Consider the following 17923-nt stretch of genomic DNA (forward strand, 5'->3'; position numbering starts at 1 on the left):
AATAAACCTCCTGTTTGGTGTGGTATTTACATTTATTTTACAAGCTGATACCTTCCCCACAGGTTAAAAATATAATAAAACCCATTTCATCCCTTTAACGGAATGAATCAAAAAAACAGCCTCACACGGGCTGTTTTTGGATAACTGTTAACCTCCTGCACCATGTCCAAAAACAATAATATTATGGGAGAATGCTAAAAAGCTAAAAAGCCCTATAATTAGCATGTATTTAAGGTTTTTTACTCGCATTGACTAAAACCTCCTCCATAATACTTTCATATTCTGATTTTTGGTCTCTTGTCGCTTTGTTTCTAAATCTTTCAAACAATGCTGTACAAATCATAAACTTTTCTTTATTGCTGATTTCCAAACATTTTCTCAAGCTTTTTAAAACATAATAAATACCTTTTTCATGGGAAAGGTTATTAAACATATATATAGCCAGTTGGTAACACAAATCAGCATATGTGTCGTAACTAAACGACTGTTTATAGTAGCTGGTTTCCATAGATAATTCATTATTAAATGAGGTCAATTCATGAGAAAACTGTTGAAGAATATGTTCAATTAAAAAACCATGCTTGTTAGCCGACTCCACTATCGTTAATAAACCTAACAAAATCTCGGGTGGGTTATTCTTCAGGAATTGAATATACATCGGGAAACTGCTTGTATCACCCATAAGAATTTTCAAATTAAGTTGATTAGCATCAGCCCAAAGGGTAAATTTTTGCACTTCTTTTTGTCCGATTTCTCCCAGATCTTTAAACCAACTCAAATCGGCATAGCCAGAAATATACTTCATGGCTTCTTCATATCTTTCTTGTTTTTCCAATGCAATTCCCTTCATCAAATAACCTTGACCATAGTAGACGACTAAATGTCTTTCAGTTTTCAATGTAAAATTCTTTTTATTAGTTTCTCTGCTTTTACAAACAATAGTTGCAAGAGCTCTTAATTCATCTGCATAACGCTCTGCTTCTTTCCATTGATGCAAGTTGTGATAAAGATTTAACAGTTTAAGCAAACCATCTAAATGATAATCTAAGGGTACCCGGTTTCTAAAGGGTACGAATCTTAGTGCAGCTTCCAAATTTATCTTCATAATTCCACTAACAGAAATTGAAAAAATTCTATAGTGACTAATTGCCAACCTCTCAGAATGTTGATACTTCTCATTTTCAATTACACATTCATAAAAAGGAATTGCCTCTTGCAACTTCCCTTCATCATAAAGATCCTCTGCCAAGGCAAAAATTGTAGGGATGTGATTAAGATCCTCCATTAATCGAGATAGTACTTTCTCTACACACCTCAGATTTCCTACTTCAACACAACGAATCAGGAACGGCTTAACCCTTTTCCAATGGGGTCTTCCATCATAAAAGCATTCATCAACGTATAGATCATACAACCAGTCCTCTGGATAATTAAGCGCTTTAGTAATCAAGTCCATTTGTCTCACAGAGATTGGTTTAGGCGGATTGCCGTTAAGCATAGCACTAAATATACCCCGATTAAGCCCTGTAGCTTGTCCAAAACTATTAAACGTATAGCCACCAAGTTTTAATTCTTTCTCAATTTCCGAACGAATCGTGGTTGTATTTTCCAATAAAGACACCTCCCGGCGTATTCAGATGATTTTAAAATCACCCTCCTCGACAACCAATTACAATATACTAGAAATTATATGAATAAATTGGATTGTGGTCAACCCCTTTTCTGCACTGTTTTAATATATTATGGAATTTAATGTTTATAAATAGTCCTTGTAAGGACTTAATAATGAATTATTCAGGCAATCCAATTACCTCCACGCTTGATCTACCTTTGTCTACACTCATAGTATAGGAGTGTGGACGTCTATGGAAACAACAAAACTCATAGGAGCGAAAATCCGCCAATTTCGAAAATTGCTTGGTATTACACAAGAACAACTTGCAGAAGCATCCGATTCAACAGGTTCATATATCGGGAAGTTGGAGCGTGGCGAGGTCAATGTGCAGATCAAAACATTGGAGAAAATAGCCGAGGCACTGGACACAAACGTGTTTGCATTTTTTGACTTCGATTCATATGAAGAACTTAAAAGCCAGCCCTGGATATGGGGATGTATTCATATCCTTTCCCAGCAGAGTGAAGCAGCGCAAAATAAAGCTTATCGCATTCTAAAGGAACTATTTACCTCTTCAGAAAGCGAGCTTCTAGAGAATAACTCTGATACCCCTAATGCACACGAGGAATTTTAATTCACTCGATTAATATGCACGTAAAAATTAAAAGAGCTGTGTGATCTCCTACACTAGGTAGAGAAACATAGCCCTTTTATGCTTTAAGAAGTCATTTGCTTGATGTTATTTTCCACTGCTTTTATCACTTTTTCATATTCTGTCCGTTGTTCTTCGGTCGAATGATCCTTATATTTCTCAAACAATAGCGTGATGGACTTGATATAGTAAGTCTTATCGTTTAGCTGTGAGGATGCTTTTAAACTAATCAGCATACTGTCTATTGCCTCGGTATAGCTCCTTTTATTAAAATAGTATCGACTAAGCTCAAGAAAAAAACGAGAATAGTTCAACATATTAAAATCCAAAGGGTAATAAGAAATGTTTCCACTTAATTCTCTAAATTCATCAATCTGCTCAGAAAACAAGATTAAAATATCATCTATTGAATAATTATATGCATTAGCCGATTTCACAATAGTTAACAGACCATGCAAAATTTCTGGCGGATTATTTCTAATTAGTTCAACATAGGAGGGAATACTAACTTGATCTCCCATTAGAATTTGTATATGCAAAAGGTTGGCTTTCGCCCATAATTGAAATTTCAGGGCTTCCATTGTTCCTAACTTATCAAAAGCTACCAAGCCCGTTAAATTAGAGTAATAAGGAATTGTTTCTAAAGCCTGTTCATATAAGCCTTGTCTCTCTAAAGCACTTCCCTGCAATAGGTATGCTTGACCTAAGTAAACGATTAAATGCCTTTCTGTATCAAGATCCTTAATCTTATAATTATTAACCTTTTTGCAAGTGTACTGCTTATAAATGTTTGTAGCTAGTATTTTCAATTCTTCAGTATAGAATATAACCGTTTCAAATTTCTGAAGTTTCAAATAAGTATTTGCCAGCTTTAATAGCGCATCCAGTTGATGATTTTCAGGCAAATTCTTGCGAAATTGAGCAAATACTGTAGCTGATTCACGATTTTTCTCCAAATCATCTCCTAACGAGTAACAAAACAAGCGATATTGGCTAATAGCTAGTCGTTCTGCATGGTAATATCTTTCGTTTTCTACTACACACTCGTAAAAAGGTATCGCTTCCTCAACTTTGCCTCCTTTATGTAGCTCTTCTGCAAGTTCAAATATCGTTGACACATAGGATAAGTCCTCTGTTAGTCTCGACAATACTTTCTGAATACAGTCCTTCCTTCCTAACTCCACACAACGCAATAAAAAAGGCTTGATCCGTTTCCAGTGACCTTTTCCTTCGTAAAAGCATTCATCTATGTACAACTCATACAACCAGCCCTCGGGATATCCCAATGCCTTGGTAATGAGGTCCATCTGCCGAACAGAGATCGGCTTGGGCGGGTTGCTGTTCAGCATGGTGCTGAATGTACCACGGTTAATACCGGAGATCTTACTAAAGCTGCTAAAGCTATAGCCCCTTTGCTTCAATTCTGTCTCTATCTTCGAGCGGATCGTAGGTGTGTGCTTCATATTAACACCTCATTTCGAATAATACTATTAAATCAAAATCGACTTCATGTTCCTGATTGTTGACTATTTATTAGAACGCAAAATTAAACTCCTTCTCAAATTTCTCTTTGTGAATTGTAAATTCAGTATACTGACTCTTTGTAGCAAAACTATTATATTTCTCAAACAATATAATAGTTTGTGCAAATACATTTGAACTATTTACTAACGTTGCTAGTTTTAAATTCCTAAGAATTGTGTTTATTCCCTCAGTATAATTTTCGCAATTAAGTTGATACATAGAAAGTTGTAAATTAAAATTGCAATAATCATCCATATATAAAGCATCCTCGTTCTCGGTAAATTTTTGAATATAATTACTAAAATGCTGTAATATATAATCTATATCAAAAGAATGTTTATTAGCTACCTCTAATAATGTGAGAATCCCTGGCAATATCTCTTTCTCATTCTCCTCCAGTAATAAAATATAGTTTTCCAAATTGCTTTTATCCCCCATTAATAAATCCAATACATATCCATTAGCTGTTGCATACATTTTTAATTTTTCAACTTCTCTTTGGCCAACCTCATCCAAACCTTTGAACCAACTCAAATCCGCATATTGGGAAACAATTTTTTTAGCCTCCTGATACAATTCTTGCTTCTGTAATGAGAAAGCTTGCATTAATAATGCTTGCCCATAATAAACCACTAATGAGCGTTCGCTAAAATATGGCTCAAGATCGTTATAATTTTTATTTTCTTGAGCTACTCTATATTCATATATATGCATTGCGAGTTCTAGCAATTTCTTGCTATAAAAAATGGTTTGACTCCATTTGTGCAAAGAAGAATAAATATTAGTCATTTGCAATAGTGCGTCCAACTGATAGGCCGCAGGTAAACGATATAAAAAAGGAGAGAATTGAATAGTTAACTTTAAATTCTCCTCTGCATTAGTACCCAATTGTATGCGAAACAATCTATACTGGCTGATTGCAAGCCGTTCCGAGTGATAATACCTTTCGTTCTCTACCACACACTCGTAAAAAGGGACAGATTCCTCAACCTTGCCTCCTTTATGTAACTCTTCTGCAAGTTCAAATATTGTCAACACATAGGATAAATCCTCTGTTAGTCTCGACAATACTTTCTGAATACAGTCTTTCCTCTCTAACTCCACACAACGCAATAAAAAAGGCTTGATCCGTTTCCAGTGACCTTTTCCTTCGTAAAAGCATTCATCTATGTACAACTCATACAACCAGCCCTCGGGATATCCCAATGCCTTGGTAATGAGGTCCATCTGCCGAACGGAGATCGGCTTGGGCGGGTTGCTGTTCAGCATGGTGCTGAATGTACCACGGTTAATACCGGAGATCTTACTAAAGCTGCTAAAGCTATAGCCCCTTTGCTTCAATTCTGTCTCTATCTTCGAGCGGATCGTAGGTGTATGTTCCATGCTAATCCCCCTCATATAAGTTTAGACATATCATAAGTGGCATTTTATATGTAAAATTCACCCTATAGGAAATTCACTCCAATACAAAATCACGAAAATAGTGAAATATATAGTCTATATATTCACTTTAATTTATGATGCCTTAGACAGAAGTCTTTTTTTAACGAATTCGGTGATAATTGGGGCTTGGAACACATCCCTTTTTCAACATTCAAGCACTTCATTAAAGTACTGATTATTTAATGCAAAAAGGGCTCTCTCGGATTTATCCAAGAATGCCCTTCGTTTTTCCGTTTAGTGAAATCTAGAGGATGCTGCACTACTAATGCTGCTATTGGTAAGCAGGCGCAATACTACCGAAGACGCCCGTATAAAACTCAAACGATTTTATCCACAGTTTAAAGACTGATTAGTGTACTAGTTATGTGATTTTACGAGGTTCTTGGGCGTAATTGAGTCCATCTAGTAGGGTTATCTACGGTTGCCGCTCCACGCTGTACCCTTGGACTAACTTCTATCCAAGGCTCATCGTATCCTAAATTTGCGTGGTATTTCACATTTGCTTTACTTGATATATCAAAATCTGTTGGGTTCCCTGAGTTTGTTCTAGTACTAGATGGCCCCCAAACATAAACATCATTATATTCATAGACATACTCGATAACTCCATCGCAACGTATATCTGTGATTTCATCAACATGGACATATGATGACGAGCGAATATCGTCGTACATAAGTTGCGCTTGAGCAGTATAAGTAATGTCCGGGTCGCCGTTCATTCCAGCAAGCGTGCTTATAATATAGCTTCTTTTAGAATCTGTTATAGAAGGATTGGTATAAAATCCATAAAATGTCTTACCCGATTTAAAGCTATCAAAATCACTCAATACAACTCCACTACCGAAATAACCCTTAATTTCATAGACAACACCACTATTTCCGCGTACACCACCATGGTCACTTCCAAAAGTAAGCCATCCCCCCTCTCTATATCCTGCATCACCTCTATCTGCCGCATGAGTGTAACTAGCTCCTAGTAAAACTAATAGTGGAAGAAGTATAGCTATCAGTAATTTTTTATTTAGAAGCGAGATATTATGCATAATTATCTTCCCTCCCATTTCTTGGTATTAAACTCATCAACAAGATTTTCCGGTATAATCGTTTCTAAAGCGTGTTCTGCTGCTTTGATAACCTCTGAGTTTTTAGAATTTTTATGGATTTCCTTTATGCCAGGGTACGCTTCTCCATAATTGATAATCTCTGATGCTTTTAAAGCTGTTATGATTTTATCATCAGATTGGCTTTTCAACATGGATGAAATGGTATTCAAATTTCTTAGTAAGGAGTACTTACCAACTTCCTCTGCATTTCCCTTAAACTTTCCATAATGCTGTACAACTAGATTTACTGCCTCCTCACCACCAGAAATACCAAGCGCGTATATTGTACTTCCAAAAACCTGCTCATCCTTAGTTTCATTAAGAATTTTTTTCACCACTTCTATATAATTATCTAATTCTCCGGCTTTTGCAGCACTTGTAACCAAAGTGCGTAGTAGGGGATCATTCGCGTTCTCACTTTTGCTTAAAGAAGATAAGACCACTTTAAAATTAGGATCTTTTAACCTCCGCATAGCTGTAATTGCGGCGGATCTTACTTGAACGGATTCATTAGAATCATCAAATATTGCTTTCAAATTAATAGACTTTTCTTCAGTACTTAATACAGGGTCTTTTTGTGGCTCCAATTGCAATAAAGCATATCTCCGAAGATTCTCCTCTTCATGCTTATTTTCTATGACGGTTCTAATTTTTTCGAGACTGTTTTTATCCAATTTGTTACCATTAGCCAGTATATCTATAATAAATGCTCTTAATTTAGAATTATATTCTTGATCAGATACTATATCAGAGACTCCAAGTGGCACCTTTCCCTGCCACTCCTTATTTAAATAAGGTAAAATTGATTCTGCATACTTTTCAAAATTTGGCTCGTCGTAAATGGAAAGTTCACCAAGTGTTTCAAACAACTCGTTACCATTTAATGTTTTCAAATATTCAGTTTGTTTTACCCGGCTATCCGAATCACCATACACTGATAAGTTGACTGTTTGAGCGTTATTCAGTGATTTCAATACTTCGACATGATCTAAATCTTTAAGTGACGATATAGTTGGTTTAACAAAGCCTGTTGATTCTTTTGAGGCAGCATTTAATGCTAGAGCAGCAGGAACGACAGAGGAAATTAAGAGAATGGTAGTCCCGATTGTTACAACCGTCTTATTTATTTTCATCACTTGACCTTCTTTCATTTTTAATGAAAATTAACTCATACTATCCAAGAAGTATGTGTATACTTAGTTGTATTATTTTTTGCGACTACGGCGAATATATGTTATATTAACTGTAAATATTTGTTTGGAGGTATGGTCAATGAAATCATTTCGCTTTTGGTTGGTCCTAATCTCAATTCTAGTAATTATTGTAAATATTTCAGGATACGACGACTATAATATGCTATTGGCTATTATTAGCCCGTTGGTTTGGATTTACGAATCATTTCGATTTGTACGAGAAGCAGGTATTCCAATAGTCGTTGTATACTTGACTACACTAGGTTTCTGGTATCTTATTGGTTTGGTTTTGGATCGTCTAATAAAAAAAACAAGATAAAAATTTTAGACAAAACGTCTTATTTTGTATTGTAATCCGCCAAAAATGCGGCACTATCTTATGCCCTTTGAGCATGAGGTACACCACAGGTCAGCCTCTCCTGATGAGTCCCCGATCATGTATTGTCCTTTCTTAAAAAACATACACAAAATGAAAAAATTAAAAACAGATTCCACTCCATATTCCCTTTCATACAGGTCACCAAATGCCGTTTTTTGTACATATCCTTATCCCATTTCCGCTGCACTCGGCGATTTCTCTGACTTGGGATCACGGAGAATGCACTTTGCTCTTCCAAGATGTTCAGAATTTGATTGGTATCAAAGGAACGGTTCGCCAAAACAAAGGCTATGAGCTAAATCTATTGATTTCAGCAACTCGTAACCCTACCGAATCGTAGTCTTGCCAGTAGTCAATTTAAAACGCATGGAATTGCCTAAAGCGTCTACGACCGCATGAATTTCAGTGGTCGTCCGCTCTTTGTATTTATTTTTTACTGGAAGGATCACTCTCTAAAAAAGTAGGTGTTTTTATATCCCTTCCCTTCTTAGCGGGGTGCCATGTAGCACAAACTAGATCTTGCGCGGCGGGTTTCTCCGCCTAGATCTGGAAATCCCCATTATTCATGCTTCATGTGTCAAAAATACGAACTCCTTTCAAACAAGTGCTTTAGCTGCTTTGTTAAAATGCAAGTCGCTTTTAGCAAGTTCCTTCTGAAGTCCTTCCTTCATCCACTGAGCCAATTGCTTTAAATCATGTACAGTTATTTATCTTAAAACCTATCCCCCTTCCTACTAGCTCTAAAGAGATTATAGTTCTTGATGTGTTACAAAAAAGATAGAAATAAACATATAATTTCTTTTTTTACAAAATAATCAATAAAAAAGACCAATCTCGAAGATTGGCCTAATCTGACTGCATATGATCTTGAAGAATATCAATCAAAATTGGTGGCTTAAACCAATTCCTTTTTTTGGATAGTGAAAGAAAATTGAAAAAATCCTTTTGCCCTTCTAGTGCTCTTCCACGTTTGTAATGGTAAATGGCAAGCTGATACATGTAAGAATAATAATAGGTCAATTGTTTAACATCCTTAGAGTCCTGTAATCTCTTTATTTGCTCAGAATATTTATCAATAATAGAATCTACATCAAAATCATATCTATTAGCAGTTTCAAGTATAGTTACAAGTCCGGAACTTATTTCTTCGGGGTGATCTTCGAGGAAAGTTATATACGCCGGAAGGATATCTTTCTTGCCTATAAGTAAATCCAAAGTATAAGAATTGGCTTTAGCCCACAAACGGAATTGCTTCACATCTGCTTCACCTTCTGAGTCAAGCCCTTTAAACCAGCTTAAATCTGCATAGCCCTCAAGCTCTGCCCTTGCCTCTTTAATATAGCCTTTCTTTTGTAATGCTGTAGAGACAGAAAGGAATCCGTAGCCATAGTAAAATACCAAGTGTCGCTCTGCATGTAACCATGTAGTTGCTCTTCTTTTTTCTTTCCTTATTTGCTGGTTCGTATAAATTACATACGCCAGTTCCTTTAATTCGTGGCCGTACTTCTCCACCTCATCCCATTTGTGTAAGTAAAAATATATATTTGTGATCTTATGAATCGCCTCCAACTGATAATGCTCAGGAAGCAAATTACGATAAGGTATAAATTCCAATACTAACTCAAGGCTCTTTTCCAAGTCAGACATTGTAAATGCTTTAAACCTTTTGTATTGGCTTATAGCCAACCGCTCCGAATGACGATATTTTTCATTTTCGATTACACACTCATAAAAGGGGACAGATTCCTTTTCCTTGCCTCCTTTAAATAGCTCTTCTGCAAGTTCAAATATCGTCGACACATAGGACAAGTCCTCGGTTAGTCTCGACAATACTTTCTGAATACAGTCCTTCCTCTCTAGCTCCACACAACGCAATAAAAAAGGCTTGATCCGTTTCCAGTGCCCTTTTCCCTCGTAAAAGCATTCATCTATGTACAACTCATACAACCAGCCCTCAGGATATCCCAATGCCTTGGTAATGAGGTCCATCTGCCGAACGGAGATCGGCTTGGGCGGGTTGCTGTTCAGCATGGTGCTGAATGTACCACGGTTAATACCGGAGATCTTACTAAAGCTGCTAAAGCTATAGCCCCTTTGCTTCAATTCTGTCTCTATCTTCGAGCGGATCGTAGGTGTATGTTCCATTTCAATCCCCCTACAATAAGTTTTGGACATACCATTGGTGATACTTTATATGTAAATTCATCTAAATTGGAAATTAATAATGATATAAAATTGAGAATAGTGAAATATATGGTCAATATCCCTATTTTAATTTATGATGCCTTAGAAAGAAGTCTTTTTTTAACGAATTCGGTGATAATTGAAAAGTTGAATGAAGTTTATGAAGAGACGCATTAAAAGCAAGCTTCAAGTTTTTTTTATTTGAATGTCACAAACGCATACCATTTTCAGTTATATAGGCAGAAAGGAGGGATGTTAATGGAAAAACTACATGCAAGTAATCAAGACACAGATATCAATCTTGTCATAGAACAGGTTCAAGCGGGCGACAAACGAGCATACACACATATCATACGGCGTTATCAACAACAGATCTTTTTATATTGCTACTATTTACTTAAAAATCAGGAAGAAGCAGAAGATGCCGCTCAAGAAATATTCATCAAAGGGCTTGAGCACATCCATCAGTTCGTACCTACAGTTTCTTTTTCAGCTTGGCTTTACAAAATCGCTCAAAATCACTGCACTGACTTATTAAAAAGAAACGCTAGAACATTCAAATCCTTCATTCAGTACAAACTGAACCTAAAGCAACAACCAATACACGAATATACAAATTTAATTCACGAGTTACTGGACCAGCTAACATTAAAAGATCGCCAAATTTTATTATTACGTTCACTTGAGGATTACAACTACGAAGAGATTGCTACAATTATGGGACAGAAATCATCCACTATTCGAAAAAGATATGAGCGACTCCGTAAAAAGCTAATCAACTACAATGAAAAGGGAGGAAAAACATATGAGCATTCCTTTAAAACCGGAAGATAAAGAAATCGAGCATTTACAAAAGCTTATTCGGAATACCCCATTACAAGTGGATTTAATTGATAGAACTATGGAACGCTTTGAGAAAATGGACACAAGGCTTTATAAGCGTTCTAACATTCCACTCAAAAGGATGCGTAATACAATTATTGCGACTTCTGCTACGCTTGCAATTATATTTATGGTTGTGGTTGGTACTAGTTTTATTTCCCCAACTATGGCTGCATCCATTAGACAAATTCCAGGTATGGATTCTATATTCCAGCTTGCTGGTGATCTTGGTTTACAAACAGCAGACGAAAAAGGGTTGTTATCAAAACCAAATCTTAGTGACACTCACGATGGCCTGACTCTCAGTGTACCGGAAGTCATGTTTGATGGAACACGTATATCAATTGCCTTAGAACGACAAACCTCTGACAAAAGATTTTTAAATACCGAATTACCCTTATTACTTGATGATTTAATACTTTCCATTAATGGAGAGGAAATAAATTCTTCTTATGCACCTGCTAACACAAGCAACTCCATTGATCCCTATATGATACCTGGAAAAAATTCAAATTCAACAATTATACAATTTTCAGATTTACGTAACCAAGGAGGAAAAAAATTTCCAGATAAGTTTGATTTAACACTTTCCATGCCTGTCTCCGGCATTAAGCAACCATTTAAAATAGAAATTCCTGTGGAAAAGAACACCAAAAATAACTTGGTTTTTACACCATCCCTTAAGCGAGAGTATAAAAACATTGACTATACTCTAGAAAAAGTTGAGCTCACGCCGATTACAACCAGCATCACTACTCGCATAAAGCTACCCGCTAATTCAAAAATTTCTTCTTCACTTCCTTTGTTCTTGAGTTATGAAATTTACGATGATAAAGGAAAGCAACTAAATTTTATTAGCAACAATGGTTGGAGTGCTACTGATGGAAACGTTCTGATAAGTGATTCACGCTTTGAACCTTTCATCTCTCTCCCCAAAGAAATTACTATAAAGGTTTACAAATCTATCTTAAAAAAGGATGATAGGAGTAAGTTCGAACTAGGGAAAGATGGCAATCCAAAAAAAGAGTATTTCCCTGATTTAGAAATCACTTACCCAATTAATCCATGAAAATAAATAAGTGAAGGAAGTGAAGCGTACTTCACCTCCTTCACTGCATACAAATACTATCTTTCAACCTTAAAAGTATAAACTCCAAGTTTGGCTCCATTAGATTTAAAAGCTTCAACCTGAGCTGTACCGTAGCCAATCATCTTAGCTTTATTTCCATGAAGTTCGACAACATCACTTCCATACAAAATCATCCAGTTAGAACCTTCCATTTTATATGTGCTACCTATGCCTAATCGAAGTACGGGACTATCCTGCTTTGTAATGGGTGCTTTTTCTCCTGTTGCAAGTTCAAAAGTTACTGTAACTGTCGCTGGTTTTACATCTGATGCCGTTGAACTTACTGGTGAAGCGGAGGCTACTCCCCTAAAGATAATGCTAGCGCAGAAATTGATAGTGCTAAGATTGCTTTTTTCATTTGTCATTTCTCCTCTTTAATAGTCTTCTTTCTAAGCCACTAAATGCCTTGCTTTATGTCTGTGACTACGTTTCTGTTATTCTCAAGATATTAACCTTTTCATTTCTTCATCCCCTTTCTTCTAATTAATTCCATTCTAATTCTTGATGTGTTACAAAAAGGATTAAAATAAACATATCATTTCATTTTTTACAAAATAATCAATAGTCACAACCACCAGCTTAGCCGGTGGCTTCATCAGCCCTATAAGGGCATGGTACAAGCAAGCGGCTCAGAAGGCGTATTGGAAGTCTACCAACCGCGTGGGTTTTCGGTTTACCGACTCTCTCGTAAACGGGTCTAGCAGTTCTTTCATGGTCAGTTATTCGTATGTATATGATCCGTAGGGGTTTCCTTGTACAAAAAAATGAGCAGGCGGGATACTAAATCCCCCTGCTCATTTCAGCGATGGTATTTATATCATTTTAAAATGGCGGGAACTCGCTACAACTGCTCTACGCACCGCGTTTCCTCCTCCACACTTGTAAAAGAGATGCTCTCGCGGATTCCCGTAAAATCCTCGCAGCCGAAAATCAGAATCAGCGATATCAGATACTTTCGATTGCGTTCCAGTGTCTTTTTACTGACGTTGATCTCTTTGGTCATTGCCTTCAAGGGAAGCTTCTTTTTTTGAAAAAGATCGTTCAGCCACTCCCGGTTGTCACAAAAATTGCGGGCAATCCGCACCAGCATTTGCCGGGTATCCCGATGGCTTGGCATGATATCTTCCAGTTCCCGAAGACAAACACCGAATTCCTGGAGTCTTTCATCGTAGCTGACCAAATCCTCCGACAGCGCCGCAGCTCGTTCCTGCCTCTCAAAAGCATCCAGCGAGCTTACCTTATCTGCAATGTACAGCATTTCCTCTTCGTCTTTCCAATCGGCTTCGTTTTGGGAAATTTTTATTTTTTTCCGAAAATCATCAATCAATCGTCTGCGGATCATAAGAAAAGCGAAATTATTAAATGTTTTTCCATACTCCGTACGGTATCGATCGACAGCTTCATTGAAAGCGATCAAACCTATACTTGCTTCATCATCACTCCATCCAATTCGGCGCTTGCAGACGTGTTTGACAACCTTCAATATAAAGGGACGGTATTGAACAATCAGAGCCGACCGTGCCTGCTCATCGCCGTTGCGAATTTGCGGCAAGTATTCTTCAGATAAGTTGTTCATCTGGCAACCACTTTCCAATTTGTAATCACTTCATTTTTTTGTATTGTGGTGATTTACGGCCATCATAATGATGGTATGAAGCTTCGGGTTGAGAAGAACGTAATGTCCCCCCTCTCTTGGCGTTGATTCACATGTTGCCGTATATCAGACGCTTGCCTTAATTTGCTGTCGGTTCGGTTCCCCAAACAAGTTCGTCATTTTGATACAACGTAACTTTCGTATGATCGGCAAATGAAGTTTGCGTGCCTTTATACGAGTAATCGTCACTTTCGTTATAGTTCGACCAGTCTGTTTTATTAATACGGGTTTGAATTTCGCCCGTGCTTCCTCCAGGTGCTAACACGCCTGCATCCGAGTTGAAGCTGACTTCCAAATAATAATCAGCACCGGTTGCAGCTTTATCCATTTTAACCAGCTTGCCGTTCAGCTTCGAGCAGCCCAGCGTCGCATAGTCGCAGTTGAATGTCTGGGCGCGGTCGCCGTCGATCGTGTAGTAGTAGCGAATTTTCAACTCGTTGATCGGTACGGAGGTTGTACCTTTGTTTAAAATTTGGAAATGTGGCTTAAAGTGATTGTCGTTCACATTTGTATCCGCTGCGCGATACTGGAGCACCAGCCCTGTTGTCGGCTGCTGAACATCCGCTTTCGGCGCTGCACTAGCCGTGTTCGAAATCGTTTGGCCTGCATCGTTCTTCGCTACGACTTGGTAGTAGTACGTCGTGTCTGCCGTTACGTCTGTGTCCGTGTAGCTGCTTCCGTATACATCGCTCGCTACTGTCGCAGGCGTGCCGTTTGCAGCCGTCGAACGCTTCACTTCATAGCTTGCCGCCTTCGCCGATGCTGTCCAGTTCAGCGTTACTTTCGCCTTTTCGCCCGCTGCACTCAGCGTGAAGCTGCCCGGTACTGACGGTTGCTCGGTAATGCCATACGTTTTTAAGTTGGTCGGGAGCTTGTCAAGCGTAATGACGTTCGGATGATTATACACTTTTTTCAGATGCTCAAGACTGTTTTGTTTGCCGTCTCTCAGGAAATCCCCATACCATGTAGCGAACCAGCTCCAATGGGCTTGATACGCCTTCATCAGATCAGGATCTGGGATAGGTCCGTTTTCGCTCATGGCAACTAACTTCTTGTCCTTGCCCAATGTAACAAGGTCTTCGTATTTTGCAATTTGCGGGCTGTAGTCGCCTGCTTGCGGATAAGAGTCAAAGCTCAAAATATCCACATACTCGTCTCCCGGATACCAATCCGGAGCAACAGAATTCCAGACCCAAATCAGATTGTTCAATTTGTGCACTTTAGTCAAACGGTCATGCATCAAAATATACAATTTTTTAACAGGCTCAGGACCTTTGGCGCCCCACCAGAACCATTTGCCTTCCGCTTCGTGCAAAGGACGGAACAGGACAGGAACTTTCGCATCCTGCAACTTCTTCAATTGCCCTGCAATCACATCGATGTCGCGAATAAGCAATTTATAATCTTCGGACTCTGGATTATTCATCGCATATTCTATATCGAATGTAGTCGAATCGGCATAGAAGCCTCTCCACCATTCTTTACCTTGCGTATCGATAAGATCTTTCGGCGCGTTCCAGTGCCATGCAAAGGAAACAATGCCCCCTTGCTTATCCCACTCAATCGCCTTTTCCGTCTCTGTGGAATTAAGACCGTGTTCCGCTCTGCTTGGCGAATAGTCGATCAGGTCAAGCGTCGCAATAGCCGGCTTTTTACCTACATTTGCTTGAAGCCAATCAATTTCGTCTATATTCTCTTGACCAGAGAGCATATTCTTGCCGTATTGATCAACCAGGTAGTTCATCAATGCTTTTGCTTCTACCGTCGCATTCGGATTGGTGAGCGTTTTGGTTACCGCATGCGCTGGACGATCAGCAGCAGGCTCCAGCTTGACGTAGTCGATATCGTACCAGCCCCAGCCTGTTTCAAAACCGATCGTATTCGCCCCTGCATTCAACAGAAGCTTACCTCCGGATGTTTCTTTAAAATCAGCCGATTTCCAAAGCACCAGCTCGCCAGACGATTTGCCGTTTAAAGAGAAATTCGTGCGTTTGTCGTCATAAGGAGAACGGTAGCCGATTGTAAGATTGTACAAACCTGCCGCTGGAGCCTGAATCGTCATCGTCAGGGAATCCCCTGCATTGTGGAAATTAGTTACGTAACCGGTACCGGAGAAGCCGGCCCCGCTGGATTCCACAGTTGTTCCCTTCAGCGTGCCGTCTTCGGCTTCAAAGCGAACAGGGCCGTCTACAGGCACCTGCGGAACCGCATTCACGACATTGGAATCGCTCGTTCCCGCATTTGATCTAGCGGTTACTTTGTAATAGTAAGAAGTGCCGTTCTTTACGCTGGTATCCGTATAAGACGTTCCGATCAAGTTGGATGCTATAGCAGTAAAAGGACCGTTTGCATCCGTTGCCCGCTGTACACTGTAACCCACAGCTGCGCTGGAAGCGTCCCAGGACAAATCGATTTTACCATCGCCAGCCTCAGCTTTCAGCGTAAAGCTTTCAGGATCATCTACAGGAGGTACAGGCGGCTCAGGTGTACCATTGCCGGCAGTCAACACGATGTGATAAGCCGTCAAAGGTGGTACTGTATAGGTAAAGCGGTTGCCTGAAATTTGCGTGATTGGTGCAGCTTCCTTAATTTGCGAGCTATTTTTGTCGAAGCCCCATACTTTACCGGAACCGTAAGTTGTCTCACCGGAAAGATCGAATTGGGCGTCGAATGCGCTGTCCATGCTTTTATTCATGACAACGAGGTGCAGTTCTTTGTAGGATGCATCCGTTACAGAAGCATGCACTGAGCTATTGACAATATCCGAGGTTTGCGCATTAACGCTAATATCGCCGAAAGTAGAATTTTTTCCGTCATAATTGCGGTAAAGCTTGTAAGCAGCGCTAACGTAGTTGTTGGCGCCATCCTTTAACTTCCAGTAGTCTGCCATATAAACGTCGTTTTTGCCAAATATGCCCAGAACATCAGTCATAGCGATACCGCCGGAAATATCATTTTCACCGCCGTAGCTATACTCGGTCAAAGCCAGCTTGGTTCCCGGGTAATACTTGTCTATAGACTGCTTCAATCGAGGCAGTAAAGGCAAGAATGCGCTGTTCCATTGAGCGATCCAGCTATCTTCCTTGTAGGTCGGGTCCCACAAAGTACGAGGCGCCTGCATTCTGGCTTTCTTCGTTTCGTCGTTGCCTACCTCATTCGTAATTCGTATGCCTCCGCCCATCGCTTCGGGATACCAGTGCACATCGAAAACATCCAGCAATCTCTTGCCTTCGGCTTGCGAACTGAGGCGCATTTGATCCAGGAAATAGTCCACGAACCAGCTGTAATTGCCTTTTACAGAGTTCCAATCAGGTGCAGATTGAAGATCTGTATAGGCGCCAAAACCGTAAAGAACCGGGCCAAAAATTTCCGCACCCGCATCAACCGCTTTGACGGCTTTGGATAAACTTACCGACCGGTCTACCAACTCTTTCGCTCCGACCTTTTCACCATGAATGCGCGGATGCGTATGCGACCAGAGAGCTGGTTCATTGTCGAGCGAGTATCCTTTCACACCCGTCTTTGTTGAAGCAGCGCCGTACTTGTTCACCAAAAAGTTGACGAATTCATCCGCATAAACCTTATTGTCATTCAGATCAGGCTGCAGTTGGAACGGCGCATTTTTGGCGTTTACGACCTGATTCCAACGAGCGGAAGGGGCCTTTTCGCTTTCCTGTACACTTCCGTTTCCATCCTTGGCCACATAACCGGCCATCGGCAGCGTGACTAAAGAATAGGCGCCAAGCTTCAGCGATTGATCATGAAACGAAGTCGTCACCGCTCCTGGCTTTTCGCATTCGGCTTTTGTCAGGCCACCATTAGTGCATAAATAGTTATCGCTGGATTGCTGCCAATCGCTTCCTGCATTGGACATATTGTTTTCCCAGTTGTAGCCGGTCATTCGATTGCCACCAAGTCGTCTGGCAGCCATATTTTCATCGCCTGCCAAATCCTGATTCGTACCGTATATATAAGGACTAATAGGCTTACGATCCTTGGATGTATCGACTTTAATGGTAACGGTCTTTGCCGTTTGACCATGAACTACAGCTGGAGACGGTAGTGCCCCCCCTACTATAATCGTGCATGCCATGACGACAGGCAGCCATTTGGAACGTTTGGACAAAATACCACTACTACTATTTCTTGCCTTCATGCCGCTTTC

13 protein-coding genes are annotated in these 17923 nt (G+C 39.5%); 3 read left to right on the forward strand and 10 right to left on the reverse strand.

Annotation, left to right across the window (positions count from 1 at the left end; translation table 11 throughout):
- Window positions 1-229: 229 nt before the first annotated feature.
- A complete protein-coding gene (locus BAZ21_RS29485) occupies window positions 230-1612 on the reverse strand; it encodes a DNA-binding protein (RefSeq protein ID WP_068497148.1) in 1383 nt (460 codons plus the stop codon).
- Window positions 1613-1865: 253 nt separating this feature from the next.
- On the opposite strand from BAZ21_RS29485, the gene BAZ21_RS03525 reads away from it, so the two are divergent.
- On the forward strand, window positions 1866-2249 hold the full coding sequence (locus tag BAZ21_RS03525) for a helix-turn-helix domain-containing protein (protein WP_068497149.1): 384 nt from the start codon (window positions 1866-1868) through the stop codon (window positions 2247-2249).
- Window positions 2250-2332: 83 nt separating this feature from the next.
- On the opposite strand, the gene BAZ21_RS03530 is transcribed toward BAZ21_RS03525, so the two are convergent.
- From BAZ21_RS03530 to BAZ21_RS03555, 6 genes are all read right to left on the reverse strand, one after another.
- Complete coding sequence (locus BAZ21_RS03530) at window positions 2333-3730, reverse strand: helix-turn-helix domain-containing protein (RefSeq protein ID WP_068497151.1); 1398 nt, start codon at window positions 3728-3730, stop codon at window positions 2333-2335.
- Between the two features lie 70 nt (window positions 3731-3800).
- Window positions 3801-5174 (reverse strand): helix-turn-helix domain-containing protein, encoded by a 1374-nt coding sequence (locus tag BAZ21_RS03535; RefSeq protein ID WP_068497154.1) that lies wholly within the window; start codon window positions 5172-5174, stop codon window positions 3801-3803.
- Window positions 5175-5605: 431 nt separating this feature from the next.
- The gene (locus BAZ21_RS03540) at window positions 5606-6277 is read right to left on the reverse strand and encodes a hypothetical protein (protein ID WP_068497156.1); all 672 of its coding nucleotides are present in this window, start codon (window positions 6275-6277) and stop codon (window positions 5606-5608) included.
- A 2-nt stretch (window positions 6278-6279) separates the two neighbouring features.
- A complete protein-coding gene (locus BAZ21_RS03545; protein WP_068497157.1) occupies window positions 6280-7470 on the reverse strand; it encodes a HEAT repeat domain-containing protein in 1191 nt (396 codons plus the stop codon).
- Window positions 7471-8235: 765 nt separating this feature from the next.
- Window positions 8236-8358, reverse strand: coding sequence for a hypothetical protein (locus BAZ21_RS29490; protein ID WP_256019624.1), 123 nt, complete (start codon window positions 8356-8358; stop codon window positions 8236-8238).
- 397 nt (window positions 8359-8755) lie between these two features.
- Entirely contained in the window at window positions 8756-10054 is a 1299-nt protein-coding gene (locus BAZ21_RS03555) for a helix-turn-helix domain-containing protein (protein WP_068497161.1), read from the reverse strand.
- A gap of 297 nt (window positions 10055-10351) precedes the next feature.
- Between BAZ21_RS03555 and BAZ21_RS03560 the strand changes: the two genes are divergently transcribed.
- Both BAZ21_RS03560 and BAZ21_RS03565 read left to right on the forward strand, forming a co-directional pair.
- Entirely contained in the window at window positions 10352-10927 is a 576-nt protein-coding gene (locus BAZ21_RS03560) for an RNA polymerase sigma factor (protein ID WP_068497163.1), read from the forward strand.
- Window positions 10899-12044: a DUF4179 domain-containing protein gene (locus tag BAZ21_RS03565; protein WP_068497166.1), complete on the forward strand. Its 1146-nt coding sequence runs from the start codon at window positions 10899-10901 to the stop codon at window positions 12042-12044. Before BAZ21_RS03560 ends, BAZ21_RS03565 begins: the two co-directional genes overlap by 29 nt.
- Before the next feature lie 56 nt (window positions 12045-12100).
- Here BAZ21_RS03565 and BAZ21_RS03570 read toward each other — a convergent pair whose 3' ends face one another.
- The 3 genes from BAZ21_RS03570 to BAZ21_RS03580 form a co-directional block, all read right to left on the reverse strand.
- Window positions 12101-12469: a hypothetical protein gene (locus tag BAZ21_RS03570; RefSeq protein ID WP_068497168.1), complete on the reverse strand. Its 369-nt coding sequence runs from the start codon at window positions 12467-12469 to the stop codon at window positions 12101-12103.
- Between the two features lie 476 nt (window positions 12470-12945).
- Complete coding sequence (gene sigI, locus BAZ21_RS03575; RefSeq protein WP_068497170.1) at window positions 12946-13680, reverse strand: RNA polymerase sigma-I factor; 735 nt, start codon at window positions 13678-13680, stop codon at window positions 12946-12948.
- 157 nt (window positions 13681-13837) lie between these two features.
- Entirely contained in the window at window positions 13838-17914 is a 4077-nt protein-coding gene (locus tag BAZ21_RS03580; RefSeq protein WP_068497172.1) for a glycosyl hydrolase, read from the reverse strand.
- Window positions 17915-17923 lie beyond the last annotated feature (9 nt).

The organism is Paenibacillus kribbensis, from assembly GCF_001705305.1.
In the GTDB taxonomy this organism is placed as follows: Bacteria; Bacillota; Bacilli; order Paenibacillales; family Paenibacillaceae; genus Paenibacillus; species Paenibacillus kribbensis_B.

Excerpts from the sequence above, each read along its gene's own strand:
- BAZ21_RS03525 (WP_068497149.1), top strand. The coding sequence starts at position 1,866 with ATGGAAACAACAAAACTCATAGGAGCGAAAATCCGCCAATTTCGAAAA.
- BAZ21_RS03530 (WP_068497151.1), bottom strand. The coding sequence starts at position 3,730 with ATGAAGCACACACCTACGATCCGCTCGAAGATAGAGACAGAATTGAAG.
- BAZ21_RS03535 (WP_068497154.1), bottom strand. The coding sequence starts at position 5,174 with ATGGAACATACACCTACGATCCGCTCGAAGATAGAGACAGAATTGAAG.
- BAZ21_RS03540 (WP_068497156.1), bottom strand. The coding sequence starts at position 6,277 with ATGCATAATATCTCGCTTCTAAATAAAAAATTACTGATAGCTATACTT.
- BAZ21_RS03545 (WP_068497157.1), bottom strand. The coding sequence starts at position 7,470 with ATGAAAATAAATAAGACGGTTGTAACAATCGGGACTACCATTCTCTTA.
- BAZ21_RS03555 (WP_068497161.1), bottom strand. The coding sequence starts at position 10,054 with ATGGAACATACACCTACGATCCGCTCGAAGATAGAGACAGAATTGAAG.
- BAZ21_RS03560 (WP_068497163.1), top strand. The coding sequence starts at position 10,352 with ATGGAAAAACTACATGCAAGTAATCAAGACACAGATATCAATCTTGTC.
- BAZ21_RS03565 (WP_068497166.1), top strand. The coding sequence starts at position 10,899 with ATGAGCATTCCTTTAAAACCGGAAGATAAAGAAATCGAGCATTTACAA.
- BAZ21_RS03570 (WP_068497168.1), bottom strand. The coding sequence starts at position 12,469 with ATGACAAATGAAAAAAGCAATCTTAGCACTATCAATTTCTGCGCTAGC.
- sigI (WP_068497170.1), bottom strand. The coding sequence starts at position 13,680 with ATGAACAACTTATCTGAAGAATACTTGCCGCAAATTCGCAACGGCGAT.
- BAZ21_RS03580 (WP_068497172.1), bottom strand. The coding sequence starts at position 17,914 with ATGAAGGCAAGAAATAGTAGTAGTGGTATTTTGTCCAAACGTTCCAAA.